The following is a 12,278-nucleotide window of genomic DNA, read 5'->3' as shown; positions in this document are numbered from 1 at the left end:
CTAAAACCTCATCCAACCCGTCCGTCGGCCTTAGCCGATCAAACGGTGCACGGAAATGTCCCACCTGTCTTCACAGGACCGTGAAGTCCATTTCCGCCGAAAGGATGACCGTATCGGGCCCTATTCTAAAAACGCGTTCACCTCGGCGGCGAACGCCTCGGGCTGATCCAGCATGATGAAGTGGGCGCTGTTGTCGATCCGCTTCAGCTGCGCCGACGGCAGGGTCGCGTAGGACATCCGGTAGATGCCGTCCGTGAACTCCGGCGTCATGCCGGGGAACTCGAAGGCGACATACAGCACCTCGACCGGCGCCGTGATGCGAGCCAGTTCAGGGCGCAGGTCCGTCAGCAGAAGTTCGCGATAGGCATTCTGGGACGTCGTCCGGTTGCTGGTCGCCGCATCCTCCAGCGGTCCGGCGCGCAGGCTCTCGGTCTTGATCATGCCGGTAACGGCCGCCGCCGCCTGGGCGCGATAGGCTTCATCGGTCGCGGCGGCGGTCTGGGCCGACATGGCCTCGACCGCCGGGGTGACGCTCTCCACCGTCGGGTTCACGCCGGGCTGGGCGAACATCGCGCCCATGAAGGGGATCATGTCCACGACCATCAGCTTGCCCACGCTGTCGGGGTGACGCGCCGCCAGCATCATGCCGATGGTGCCGCCCATGGAGTGGCCGATCACGACCGGCTTGTTCAGGTTCTGCTCGGCGATGTAGCGGGCGATGTCCTCGGCGACAGGGGCGGCCACCGGGCCGGTGGCGTTGTCCTCGACCGGCGCGCCGGCGAAGCCCTGCACATGGATGCGGTGGATGCGATAGCGGCCCTTCAGCTGCTCGGTCAGGCCATCCCAGACCTCGGGCGAGGAGCTCAGGCCCGGGATCAGGATGATGTCGCCGACCGGCTCCGCCGGGCCGTCGATGCGCACGTGGAAGCGGCCGGACTCGAAGTCCGCATGCTGGTGTCCATGGGCGGCGTGGTCGCCATGCGCGCCGTGGGACTGGGCGAAGGCGGGGCCGGCGAGACCCAGCATCAGGCAGGCGGCGACGGCGGTCATGGTCTTCATTGCGGTTCCCCTTGGACGAGCCGATCGCCCGCCCTTTTCCCTTGGTCGCCGCAGGAGGCGCGATTGGATGCAGCCGGTCAAGACTTCCCGTTCCGGCGGCGCTAAAGAGGGCGCATGACTCTCGCCGATCCCGCTCCGGTTTCCCCCAATACGCCTGAGGCCAAGTCGCCGCCGACCGCCTTTGGCAAGGGCTTCGTGCTGGACACCTGGTATTTCGTCGCCCTGTCGCGCGACGTGAAGCCGGAGTCGCTGAAGCGCCATGAGCTTCTGGGCGAGCCCGTGCTGATCGGCCGGACGAAGGCGGGCAAGGTCTTCGCCATGCGCGACATCTGCCCCCACCGCGCCGCGCCCCTGTCCGCCGGGCGGGTGGTCAACCGGCCGGGCGAGGGCGAGACGGTCGAGTGCCCCTATCACGGCTGGCGGTTCCGGCCGGACGGCGTCTGCGCCAACATCCCCTCGCTGGTCGAGGATCAGGCCTTCGAGGCCGACCGGATCAAGGTGCGCGCCTATCCCGTGCGCGAGAGCCAGGGGATGGTCTTCGTCTGGATCAGCAGCGATCCCCGCTTCGGCGGCGAGCCCGACCACGAACCGCCCCTCTTCCCCGGCGCGGACGGCGAGGCGAAACTGGTCGAGTGGATGGATTTCGACAGCCATATCGACCACGCGGTCGTCGGCCTGATGGACCCCGCCCACGGCCCCTTCGTCCATCAGCAATGGTGGTGGCGTTCCGAGCATTCGATGCACGAGAAGGCCAAGGCCTTCGAGCCGCGCGAGTTGGGCTTCTCCATGGTCCGCCACGCGCCGTCGTCCAACAGCCGCGCCTACAAGATCCTAGGCGGGGCTCCGGCGACCGAGATCACCTTCCGCCTGCCCGGCTATCGCTGGGAGCATATCCAGGTCGGTCCGAAGCAGGTGCTGGCCCTGACCTGCCTGACCCCCGTGACCGAGACCAGGACGCGGATCACCCAGATCTTCTGGTCCGACCACTGGGTGTTCGCCATCGCCAAACCCTTCCTGCGGATGGGCGTGGTCGCCTTCCTCAAGCAGGACGGCGGCATGGTGAACCTGCAGAACGAGGGCCTGCGCTACGACCCGGCCCTGATCTGGATCGACGACGCCGACAAACAGGCCAAATGGTATCAGCAGCTGAAGCGCGAATGGACGAAGAGCCGCGCGGAAGGTCGCCCGTTCCAGAACCCGGTCAAACCCGCGACCCTGCGCTGGAAGAGCTGAAGCTCTTTTTGAGCGCTATCGCTCGCGACGCGGTCGCTCTCTGCTTGAGCGCGAAGCGGGATCGAAAAAAGAAAAGGCCGCGGTTCGCACCGCGGCCTTTGATCTTTCAGCCTGACGCCGCGCTTACTGGCGCGACAGTGCGCCGGCCAGGATCACGTCGATCTGCTTGCCGATCTGGGCGGTCAGCTGCTCGATGCCCCAGCCGTCATAGGCCGCGCGGCGATAGTTGGAGACGTAGGCGCCATAGACCAGCTCGCCCAGCAGCTGGGCGTCGGCGTCCTTGCTCAGTTCGCCTTCCGAGACAGCGGTTTGCAGGATGTCGGCGACGATGCCGGTGACCGGGCGCAGGGCGGCGCGGCTGCGCATCTCGGCGGCGACCGGCTGGAACCACGAGCGCGACACAACGGCCTGGACCAGCGGCAGGTGCTCGAGCTGGGCGGCATAGGCGCCGCTCAGGGCGGCCAGCAGACGGCCACGAACCGAATTCTCGGCGGCGACAGCGCTCTTCAGCGAGTCGGCCAGACGGCCCATGTCTTCGGCCAGCACGGCTTCGAACAGTTCGGCCTTGTCCTGGAAGTTGGCGAAGACGGCGCCCGTCGACATTCCGGCGCCCTTGGCGATGTCCCGGATGGTGGCTGGCTCGTAGCCGCGCTCGGCGAAGAGGGTGCGGGCGGCGTCCAGGACCTTCTGGCGGGTCCGGACCTTGGCGGCCTGGCGGCGGTTCAGGCGGGGGGTTTCAGCCTCGACGTCAGAAGCAGTCTGGGCGGAGCTCAGGGCGATATCTCGCATGAAGAACGGTTACTCGACTTAAGCAGCGGGGAGGACCGCCGGCACGAAAGGAACGCCACAAAGGCAGGAGGCAGGACACGGGAGGCGCGCCCCTTTGCCCGACCAATGGTCCGGCGAAGGTGGGCAGTCATCACGCAACCATGACCAAATTTGGGTGCACAGGTTAATGGCGGCGATAGTTGCTGGGTTAACGGCTCAGCTTTTCTGATCCGTCGTCCCTGCTCGCCGGTTCGTTGACCTGAGCGCCCGGGGGAGGCGTTCCCCTTTACTGTCCGGCATAGCTTCCTGAAACAGTTTTCTGAAACGGTCCCGGCGCTCGTGGATCGACGCCAGAACCCGTCCCATGGGCACTCCAAGATCAACCAGAGTGTTTTCAGCGAGTTGCAGGCTGGCCTCCGTCGTCTCGGGGACAGCGTCTGTTACACCCAGCCTATACAACCTTTCCGCGTGTTTCGAATCCCGGGCGCGGGCGATGAGGATCAGGTCGGGTCGCAGGGACCGCGCGGCCGACACCACGTCGTCAACCTTTGCGGGAGAATCCATTGTAACCACCATGGCGCGGGCCTTTCCGATCCCACAACGCTGTAACATTTCCGTGTTACCTGCATCGCCGTAGAAGACATTCGAGCCCTCGGCCCGGCCCATGGAGACCGTCGAGGCGTTGGCGTCGACGGCGATGAATTTCTGTCCGTGTTCGGCCAACAATTCCCCTACCAGCCGACCGACCCGACCGAAGCCGACGATCAGCACCTGCCCGTCTATGGACGGGATCGCCATCGCCTCCGGCGGAAGTTCCGGTTGAGTTGCCTCGACCCGTCTCGCAAGTCGATCCGCAAACATCGCCATCGCCGGAACAGTAAATATACTTATCGTCGCCGCCAGCATGACTGTGCCGGTGAACCCGGGCGAGGCGATCCCCTCGACCAAACCCGCCCCCAGAATGACGAAGGCGAACTCACCCGCCGGTCCCAGTACAAGGGCAGTCTCGATGGCGGTCCGGTTCCTGACGCCCCACAGGCGCGCCACGCCATAGATCAGCGCGGCCTTGAACAGGGTCAGCAGCAGCGCCAGCCCGAACACCGCCACCGGGTCCGCCGCCACCGCGTCGAGATCCAGCCCGATGCCGACGCCGACGAAGAAGACGCCCAGCAGCAGGCCCTTGAACGGCTCGATAGACACCTCGACGGCGCGCCGGAACTCGGTCTCGGCCAGCAGCAGGCCCGCGACCAGCGCGCCGAGGCTCATCGACAGGCCGGCGGCCTGCGCGGCCAGCCCCGCCCCCACCACGACCAGCAGGCAGGCGGCGACGAACATCTCCTGCCCCCGTCCCTCGGCCTGGGTCTTCGCGACAGAGCGGAACAGTGGACGCAGGACCAGCCGCCCCAGCACCACCAGAAGCCCCAGCCCGATCGCCGCCGGCACGAGGGTGAACAGGGCCGGCCCCAGCACCGCGGGATCGAACTGGCCGCCGTTGGCGGCCTCGCCCTGCGCCAGGGCGGCCAGCACGGTCACGGTGATCAGGATGGGCGCCACCGCCAGATCCTGGGCCAGCAGGACAGAGAAGGTCGTGCGCCCGGCCGCGCCGCCCAGCCGGCCTCGCTCGGCCATCACCGGCATGACCACGGCCGTGGAGGACAGCGCCAGCCCCATCCCCAGCACCGCCGCAGACACCAGCGGCTGGCCCATCAGCATGAACACGGAGGCGAGACCGACGGTGCAGACCACGACCTGGGTCAGCCCCAGGCCGAACACCATCCGGCGCATGGCCTTCAGTCGCTCCCACGACAGCTCCAGCCCGATCATGAACAGCAGGAAGGCGACGCCCAGCTCGGACAGGGAGCGGATCTGGTTGGCGTCCGAGATCGTCAGCACGCCCAGCCAGGGCACAGCGTCAGCGAACCGCGCCAGCCCGTCCGGCCCCAGCAGCACGCCCGCCGCCAGAAAGCCCAGGACCGGACTGATCTTCAGCCGGTTGAACAGCGGCACGACCACCCCGGCCGCCGCCAGGAAGACCAGCAGATCCTTGTATTCACCGCCGCTGCCGTGAGTCGCCATCACCCGTCCCCCGAGGGTTCAGCCTACAGGCTGAAACGCCGCCCTGTACGGGATTCCGTCGCTTCATGACAAAAAATTCAGGCGACACCCTTCCCCGCAGGCGTAGGGTCCGCGCCGACCCTTCCAGATTGGTGAAGAGAAGTCCGGACCCCCGCTAATGAAGAAGCTGCTTATCGGCGCCGCCCTCGGCGCGCTGCTCCTGCCCGCCGTCGCCCAGGCGCAGGACCACGACCATGACCACGCCTGCATCGACGAGGCCTGCACGGTCTTCGAACTGTTCCAGACCCCGCCGCAGGCCGGCGGCGCGGTCGAGGGCTATCAGGGTACGGTCGCCCCGCGCTACGGCACGTGGGGCTTCGATCTCGCGGGTCGCGACACCACGGTGAACCCGGGCGACAACTTCTTCCGCTATGCCAATGGCGCCGCGATCGACCGCCTGCAGATCCCGTCGGATCGCAGCTCCTACGGCTCCTTCAACCTGCTGCGCGAACTGTCGGACAATCGCGTCAAGGCGATGATCGACGCCCTGGTGGCCCGCAACGACCTGGCCCCCGGATCCGATGAGCGCAAGATCGCCGACGCCTACCGTTCCTACATGGACGTCGCCCGGATCGAGGCGCTCGACGCCCAGCCGCTGGCGCCCTTCCTGACGGCGATCCGCGGCGCCGACACCCACGACAAGATGGCGGTCTACATGGGCCGGATGCAGGGACAGATCGGCGGCTCGATCTTCAGCACCGGCATCACGATCGATCAGAAGCACCCGACCCGGTATGTGGTCGCCAGCGGTCAGTCGGGCCTCGGCCTGCCGAACCGCGACTACTATCTGGAAGCCCGCTGGGCCGAGAAGAAGCAGCTCTACATCACCTACGTCGGCCGCATGCTGGCGATGGCGGGCTGGGACAAGCCGTTCAGCACCGCCGCCGAGGTGGTCGAGTTCGAGACCCGCATCGCCGAAGCGCACTGGACGCTCGAGCAGAACCGGAACCGCGACGAAACCTACAACGAGTACACCATCCGTCGCCTCGCATCGGAGGCCCGCGGCTTCCCCTGGCAGGATTACTACAACGCGATCGGCGTCGGCGAAGTGCCGCGTCTGATCGTCCGTCAGGACACCGCCCTGCCGAAGATCGTGCGCGTCTATCGCGAGACCCCGATCGAGGTGATCCAGGCCTGGCAGGCCTTCCACACGGTCGATGACGCCGCCGGTCGCCTGTCGCAGCGCTTCTCGGACGCCCAGTGGGAGTTCCGGTCGCGCGAAATGCAGGGCCAACTGGCCCAGCGTCCGCGTGACAAGCGTGGCATCAGCTTCGCCGAAGGCATGCTGGGTGAGGCCGTCGGTCGCCAGTACGTCGCCGAATACTTCCCGGCCGAATCCAAGGCGAAGATGGAAGAGCTGGTCGCCAACCTGCGCATCGCCCTGGCCAACCGCATCCGCAACTACACCTGGATGAGCGCCGAGACGAAGGCGGCGGCCGAGGAGAAGCTGCGCAAATTCACCGTCAAGATCGGCTACCCGGACAAGTGGCGCGATTACTCGGCGCTGGAGATCCGTCCCGATGACCTGTTCGGCAACGCCGAACGCGCGGGCCTCTTCCAGTGGCAGTACCAGCTGAACCGCCTGAATGATCCGGTCGACAAGGACGAGTGGGGCATGACCCCGCAGACCGTGAACGCCTACTACAACTCGGCCAATAACGAGATCGTCTTCCCGGCCGCCATCCTGCAGGCGCCCTTCTTCGATCCGGACGCGGACCCCGCCGTGAATTACGGCGGCATCGGCGGCGTCATCGGCCACGAGATCGGTCACGGCTTCGACGACCAGGGCTCCAAGTCGGACGGCGACGGCGTGCTGCGCAGCTGGTGGACCACCGCCGACCGCGCGCGCTTCGAAGCCCTTACCGGCCGCCTCGGCGCCCAGTACGGCGAGTTCGAGCCGATCCCGGGCTTCCGCGTTCGCCCGGGCCTGACCATGGGCGAGAACATCGGCGACGCCGCCGGCGTGGCCGTGGGTCTGGAAGCCTATCACCTGTCGCTAAACGGCCAGCCCGCTCCGGTGCTGGACGGCACGACCGGCGACCAGCGCTTCTTCTTCGGCTGGGCCCAGGTCTGGCAGTCGAAATACCGCGACGCCGCCCTGCGTCAGCAGATCGACACCGACTCGCACAGCCCGGCGGAGTTCCGCGTCATCGGCCCGCTGCGCAACGTCGACGCCTGGTACGAAGCCTTCGGCGTCCAGCCGGGGACCAAATACTACCTGGCGCCGGAAGAGCGCGTCCGCATCTGGTAAGCGGATCGCACAAGCAATGAACGAGGGCCGGGGCGGCGACGCTCCGGCCCTTTTTTGTGGGCCGCGATCAGAAGGCTCCGCCTTCTGACTGCTACGCGCCGCCCTTCGGGTCGACCCGACGCGGCCTGGCGCTTTGCGCCGGCTGATCGTCAGACGGCGGTGATCGCGAGCGCGCTTAAGCCGCCAGCGCCGCTGCGGATGGCCGCGCCAGAAGCCGCGCTCAAGCAGCGAGGCTCCGCGAGCCGAGCGTTAGCGCCAGAAAAATGAACAATAAAAAAGCCCGCCGCGGGGGATACATCGCGGCGGGCTTTCTTTCGCTCTTGTCGAGCGGACGTTTCCTCCCCGAAACGCCTCCGGGCTGCAGCTGCGTCGAAACGCTGCGCTTCCCGAGTACGTCAGAAAGACGACAATTCCCGTCGCAAGTCAATGAAGACCCTGCCGACGTCAGGGATTTTTCCTTTGTTATCAGCGATAACTCACGCAGCTGTGCGTCAGTGACCAATGATACCCCGAACCGTGGCCACAAGTTCACCGCGAGAGACCACCTGCTGGCCCGGCCGCTCGGCCTTCCAGGCCTCGTTGTCGGCCACCCCGGCGGCGGCCGCGCGACCGGCGTCGAGGTCCTTGATCGTCACCGTCCCGGCGGCGATTTCGTCCCCACCCAGGATGATGGCGGCGGGCGCGCCGCGGCGGTCGGCGTACTTCATCTGGGCCTTCATCCCGGCCTTGCCGAGATACAGTTCCGCGGCGATCCCGGCGTTGCGCAGCTCGGACACCGCATCGAGGTAGTGCTGCATGTCGGCTTCCGAGAAGACGATCACCACAACCGGCCCCCGAACGGAATCCTCATCGCCCCGCCCGGCCGCGCGCAGGGCCGAGGCCAGCCGCGAGACGCCGAAGGAGAAGCCCGTGGCCGGCAGGCGTTCGCCGGTGAAGCGGGCCACCAGATCGTCGTAACGACCGCCGCCGCCGATGGAGCCGAAGCGCACGGCGCGCCCCTTCTCGTCTGTCGTCTCCAGCAGCAGTTCGGCCTCGAACACGGCGCCGGTATAATACTCCAGCCCGCGCACGATGGTCGGATCGAAGCGGACGGCGTCCTGGCTGACCTTCATCGCGTTCAGCGCCCGGTCGATGGCGGCCAGTTCTTCCAGCGCGGCTTCACCTACGGAGCCGAGCCCGCCCGCGCGGGCCACGGCTTCCAGCGTCTCCGCACGGCTGAGGGCCGCGTCGCCCGCCGAGGCGAGGAAGGCCTCGATGGTCGCGGCCACGCCCAGCGGCAATTGAGCGCCCTTGGTGTAGTCGCCGGACTCGTCCAGACGGCCCTCGCCCAGCAGGGCCGAGACGCCCTCCCAGCCGAGGCGATCAAACTTGTCGATGGCGCGCAGGGCGGTCAGCTTCTGGCCCGGATCGGTGATCCCGCCCGCCTCGAACAGGCCGTCGAACAGCTTGCGGTTCGAGACGCGGATGACCGCCTGCCCCGGCGCCAGACCGGCCGCCTGCAGGCCCTCGCAGGCCATGGCGATGATCTCGGCGTCGGCCTCGGGACGATCCGAACCCACGGTGTCGGCGTCGCACTGGACGAACTCGCGGAAGCGGCCCGGCCCCGGCTTCTCGTTGCGCCACACAGGGCCGAAGGCATAGCGGCGGAACGGCTTGGGCAGGGTCTCCCAGTTCTGGGCCGCGAACCGGGCAAGGGGCGCGGTCAGGTCATAGCGCAGGGCCATCCACTGATCGTCGTCGTCCTGCAGCGCCAGCACGCCCTCGTTGGGACGGTCGGTGTCGGGCAGGAACTTGCCCAGGGCGTCGACATATTCGAACGCCGGCGTCTCCAGCGGCTCGAAGCCCCAGCGCTCATAGACCTCCGACACCCGCCGCACGAGACGGCGCTCGGCGACGAGATCGCGACCACGGCGGTCGGCGAACCCACGGGGGTTGCGGGCTTCGGGGCGGGCGGGAACATTGTCGGTCATGCCTGCTCTGTAGAGGGACTGGGTTTGTGGTTCCAGATGTCAGGGCAAATCCAGCCCCCCCTTCCCCAGAACCTGATCCCTGAAACCTGGAACCTAGGTTCTGAGCGGCACCCACCGACCGTAGGTCAGACAGCGCCACAGCCACTCCAGCGGCCCCATGCTGAACCGGGACAGCCACAGCGGCGACCAGATCAACTGCACCGCCCAGACGCCGGCGATGACCAGCCACAGCTGGCCCGGCCCCATCGTCCCGAACCAGTGCGGTCCCCACGGCATGTAGAACAAGGTGGCCATGATCAGGGTCTGGGTCAGGTAGTTGGTGAAGGCCATCCGCCCCACCGGCGCGAAGATCCCCGTCACCGCCTTCAGGCCGAACCGGGTCATCAGGATCAGCAGGCTGACATAGGCCAGGGTGATCAGCGGCGCGAAACTGCCCATGACGCCGGCCATGCCGTTGGTCGGATCGGGGCTGCCCGGCGCCGCCGAATAGAGCTGCCAGTCGTACCAGGCGAAGGCCGCCAGATTGGCGCCGCCGATCACCAGCATGAGCAGATAGACCCAGGTCGGCGACCGCCCGGACAGAAAGCCCGCCTTGAACAGCCCCAGCCCGAGCAACATCAGTCCGGCGGTGATCGGAACCAGGGTCAGGCTCATCAATTGCAGGAAGACCGCCGCCTTCAGGTTCTCGATCTGGGCGCCCGGCCAGCCGGCCTGATAGGCCTGAATGATCGCCGTCAGTTGTTCGGGGGTGGTGGCGAAGGGATTGTCGCCGCCCGCCTGCGCCTCGGCAGGCATGAAGGCCATGGCCAGCGCGGACACCGCCGACAGCAGGGCGAAGACGGCGTTCAGCGCCGCCCCCGTCCAGATCAGTCGTCTGGCCGACCACGACCGCGCGATCATCACCAGCAGGCCGGTATAGGCGTAGTGCAGCAGGATATCGCCGAACCACAGGGCGAATCCATGGATCAGGCCGAACAGGCCCAGCCACATCAGACGGCGCAGCAGAAACGGACTGCGCGCCTCGTCGAAGCGCTGGCCGCCGATCAGGAAGATCGACACCCCGAACAGCATGGAAAAGAGCGAGCGGAACTTGTCCTGGAAGAAGACGTCCTTGACCCACTCCCCGACAACGTTGGCGTGGTCGTGGGGCCAGGGCGCGGTCAGGGTCGGGTCCGCCTCCAGCGCCATGGGCCAGGCGAAGGCCATGGCGTTGACGCCGAGGATGCCCAGGATCGCCCAGCCCCGCAGCATGTCGAGGGTGAAGATCCGGTCCTTGACGGCGACAGGCCCGGGGCGAGCGGTCGGTACGGCGTCAGCAGCGGTCATGGTCTGGCTCCCCCGAGGTCGGGCGAACCGTCGCCGCCCGCACCGGCGGCGTCAAACCAATTTCCGGTAAGGTTTCAGGCTACGGTGTCGCGGCCCATGACACCCAGTCGATCCCGCACCTCGGGCTGGGGCGTGAACAGGATGAAGGCCACGCACAGACCGGCCCACAGGGCGTAACCGACGCCGATCACCACCGCCAGCGGCATGCCGCCGACGCCGTAAATCAGCAGGGTCGTCTCGCTGCTGCCGATCCCTTCGCCGAAATTGGCGGCGTTCATCCACTGCAGGACCACCTGCCAGATGGCGAACAGGGCGGCGAGCGCGACGGCCAGCAGGCCGCCGTAGAACATGAAGCGCCAGACCACGCCCAGACGGGTCGCCGGACGACCGCCCTTCTGCCGCTCGCGCGCCAGCAGCCACAGGATGGCCGGAATACCGATCAGGCCCAGAAGGCCCACCTGCAGACGCCAGTCCATCTCCAGGCCCGGCATCCAGTTATGCGGCGGCCAGATCGCCAGGGTGATCCACAGCGGCGGCCACAGCACGGCGGCCAGCACGGCCAGCACCACGCGCTGCGGCTCGCGCCGCCAGGCCACTCGCTGCTGTCCGGGGAAGGTTTCGGGCTTGTCCAGACGCGAGATCATCGGGTCGGCACCGGGGTTTCGCCGGAATAGTCATAGAAGCCGCGGCCCGACTTGCGACCCAGCCAGCCCGCCTCGACATACTTCACCAGCAGCGGGCAGGGGCGATATTTGCTGTCGGCCAGACCGTCGTAGAGCACGTTCATGATGGCCAGGACGACGTCCAGCCCCATGAAGTCCGCCAGCTCCAGCGGCCCCATCGGATGGTTGGCGCCCAGCTTCAGCGCCTTATCGATCGAGGCGACGTTCCCGACCCCTTCGTACAGGGTGTAGATCGCCTCATTGACCATCGGGACCAGGATGCGGTTCACGATGAAGGCGGGGAAGTCTTCCGAATTGGTGGTCGTCTTGCCCAGCGACTCGGCGAAGGCGACGGCGGTCTCGTAAGTCTCGGCCGAGGTGGCGATGCCGCGAATGATCTCGACCAGCTTCATCACCGGAGCCGGCTTCATGAAATGCAGGCCGATGAACCGCTCGGGGCGGTCCGTGGTCGAGGCCAGACGGGTGATCGAGATCGACGAGGTGTTCGACGCCAGCAGGGTGTGCGCGCCCAGATGCGGGACCAGTTCCAGCAGGATGGCCTTCTTGACCGTCTCGTCCTCGACGGCGGCCTCGATGACGAGATCGGCCTTGGCGGCTTCCGCGAGCGAGGTCGCGGCGGAGATGCGCGACAGGGCCGCGTCAGCCTCGGCCTGGGTCATCAGGCCGCGCCCGATCTGGCGGGACAGGCTGGCGGCGATCGCGCCCAGGGCCTGAGGCACACGATCGCCCGCGGCGTCATGGAGTTTCACGTCATAGCCGCCCGCAGCCACCGTCTGGGCGATCCCTGCGCCCATCTGGCCGGCGCCGATGATGGCGACTGTCTTGATCGTGGTCATGTAGTCCGGTCGTCTCTCAGGCCAGCGGCCCCGTGGG

General features: G+C 67.2%; 9 protein-coding genes. 2 read left to right on the top strand and 7 right to left on the bottom strand.

Features of this window, described 5'->3' with window-relative positions:
* Positions 1–120: 120 nt before the first annotated feature.
* Positions 121–1,059, bottom strand: coding sequence for an alpha/beta fold hydrolase (locus tag ACFQQC_RS05120; protein WP_376860313.1), 939 nt, complete (start codon positions 1,057–1,059; stop codon positions 121–123).
* Between the two features lie 114 nt (positions 1,060–1,173).
* Here ACFQQC_RS05120 and ACFQQC_RS05115 point away from each other — a divergent pair, with 114 nt between their 5' ends.
* Entirely contained in the window at positions 1,174–2,292 is a 1,119-nt protein-coding gene (locus ACFQQC_RS05115; protein WP_376860311.1) for a Rieske 2Fe-2S domain-containing protein, read from the top strand.
* A gap of 123 nt (positions 2,293–2,415) precedes the next feature.
* Here ACFQQC_RS05115 and ACFQQC_RS05110 read toward each other — a convergent pair whose 3' ends face one another.
* Complete coding sequence (locus tag ACFQQC_RS05110; RefSeq protein WP_376860309.1) at positions 2,416–3,081, bottom strand: TetR family transcriptional regulator; 666 nt, start codon at positions 3,079–3,081, stop codon at positions 2,416–2,418.
* Positions 3,082–3,276: 195 nt separating this feature from the next.
* Entirely contained in the window at positions 3,277–5,136 is a 1,860-nt protein-coding gene (locus ACFQQC_RS05105) for a cation:proton antiporter (protein WP_376860307.1), read from the bottom strand.
* A 157-nt stretch (positions 5,137–5,293) separates the two neighbouring features.
* Between ACFQQC_RS05105 and ACFQQC_RS05100 the strand changes: the two genes are divergently transcribed.
* A complete protein-coding gene (locus ACFQQC_RS05100) occupies positions 5,294–7,426 on the top strand; it encodes a M13 family metallopeptidase (protein WP_376860305.1) in 2,133 nt (710 codons plus the stop codon).
* A 491-nt stretch (positions 7,427–7,917) separates the two neighbouring features.
* Here ACFQQC_RS05100 and hisS read toward each other — a convergent pair whose 3' ends face one another.
* The 4 genes from hisS to ACFQQC_RS05080 form a co-directional block, all read right to left on the bottom strand.
* Positions 7,918–9,396, bottom strand: a complete 1,479-nt coding sequence (gene hisS / locus ACFQQC_RS05095) for a histidine--tRNA ligase (protein WP_376860303.1) — start codon at positions 9,394–9,396, stop codon at positions 7,918–7,920.
* Positions 9,397–9,489: 93 nt separating this feature from the next.
* Positions 9,490–10,722 (bottom strand): DUF418 domain-containing protein, encoded by a 1,233-nt coding sequence (locus ACFQQC_RS05090; protein ID WP_376860301.1) that lies wholly within the window; start codon positions 10,720–10,722, stop codon positions 9,490–9,492.
* Positions 10,723–10,796: 74 nt separating this feature from the next.
* The gene (locus ACFQQC_RS05085) at positions 10,797–11,366 is read right to left on the bottom strand and encodes a phthalate transporter (protein WP_376860299.1); all 570 of its coding nucleotides are present in this window, start codon (positions 11,364–11,366) and stop codon (positions 10,797–10,799) included.
* Positions 11,363–12,241 carry a 3-hydroxybutyryl-CoA dehydrogenase gene (locus ACFQQC_RS05080; RefSeq protein WP_376860297.1) on the bottom strand — a complete coding sequence of 293 codons (879 nt, stop codon included), beginning with the start codon at positions 12,239–12,241 and terminating at the stop codon, positions 11,363–11,365. Before ACFQQC_RS05080 ends, ACFQQC_RS05085 begins: the two co-directional genes overlap by 4 nt.
* Positions 12,242–12,278: the final 37 nt, after the last annotated feature.

The organism is Brevundimonas sp. GCM10030266 (assembly GCF_042666595.1).
GTDB lineage: Bacteria > Pseudomonadota > Alphaproteobacteria > Caulobacterales > Caulobacteraceae > Brevundimonas.
Note: the sequence above shows the minus strand (reverse complement) of the source record. Positions and strands in the feature narration are given on the sequence as shown.

Bases quoted from the DNA above. Each gene is read 5' to 3' on its own strand.
- ACFQQC_RS05085 (WP_376860299.1), bottom strand. From the start codon at position 11,366: ATGATCTCGCGTCTGGACAAGCCCGAAACCTTCCCCGGACAGCAGCGA.
- ACFQQC_RS05120 (WP_376860313.1), bottom strand. From the start codon at position 1,059: ATGAAGACCATGACCGCCGTCGCCGCCTGCCTGATGCTGGGTCTCGCC.
- ACFQQC_RS05080 (WP_376860297.1), bottom strand. From the start codon at position 12,241: ATGACCACGATCAAGACAGTCGCCATCATCGGCGCCGGCCAGATGGGC.
- ACFQQC_RS05105 (WP_376860307.1), bottom strand. From the start codon at position 5,136: ATGGCGACTCACGGCAGCGGCGGTGAATACAAGGATCTGCTGGTCTTC.
- ACFQQC_RS05100 (WP_376860305.1), top strand. From the start codon at position 5,294: ATGAAGAAGCTGCTTATCGGCGCCGCCCTCGGCGCGCTGCTCCTGCCC.
- ACFQQC_RS05110 (WP_376860309.1), bottom strand. From the start codon at position 3,081: ATGCGAGATATCGCCCTGAGCTCCGCCCAGACTGCTTCTGACGTCGAG.
- hisS (WP_376860303.1), bottom strand. From the start codon at position 9,396: ATGACCGACAATGTTCCCGCCCGCCCCGAAGCCCGCAACCCCCGTGGG.
- ACFQQC_RS05115 (WP_376860311.1), top strand. From the start codon at position 1,174: ATGACTCTCGCCGATCCCGCTCCGGTTTCCCCCAATACGCCTGAGGCC.
- ACFQQC_RS05090 (WP_376860301.1), bottom strand. From the start codon at position 10,722: ATGACCGCTGCTGACGCCGTACCGACCGCTCGCCCCGGGCCTGTCGCC.